Source organism: Staphylococcus pasteuri (assembly GCF_030547725.1).
GTDB lineage: Bacteria > Bacillota > Bacilli > Staphylococcales > Staphylococcaceae > Staphylococcus > Staphylococcus pasteuri.
Window position 1 is genome coordinate 1 of sequence record NZ_JAUOQO010000554.1, and the last position, 256, is coordinate 256.

A 256-nucleotide genomic window follows, 5' to 3' on the forward strand; every position below is an offset into this window, starting at 1 on the left:
GTCTAATGTCTACAAGTGGGTAGATAAGGTTGCGCTTGTGTGCCGAGTCAGAGCATCGTGTTGCTTCGTCTGTTCTAATACCAATCGCGGTGTAAACTTCTTGCTCTGATAGGCCTATTGATTCTAAATATGACACGATTGTGTTTTGTTTCAATTCGCGGGTGCACGACATATATGATTGATTAGGTTGCCCATATTTGATTATGTAGTCGTGCATTGGGTGTTTTACGTCTTTGTATTGCTCTATGCGATAGGC

Annotated in this window: 1 protein-coding gene; it reads right to left on the reverse strand. The window is 42.2% G+C overall.

Annotated elements, in window-relative coordinates; genetic code table 11:
- On the reverse strand, window positions 1–217 hold a 217-nt coding region (locus Q4528_RS14700), incomplete at its 3' end, for an adenine nucleotide alpha hydrolase family protein (protein ID WP_303522401.1).
- Between the last annotated feature and the right edge of the window lie 39 nt (window positions 218–256).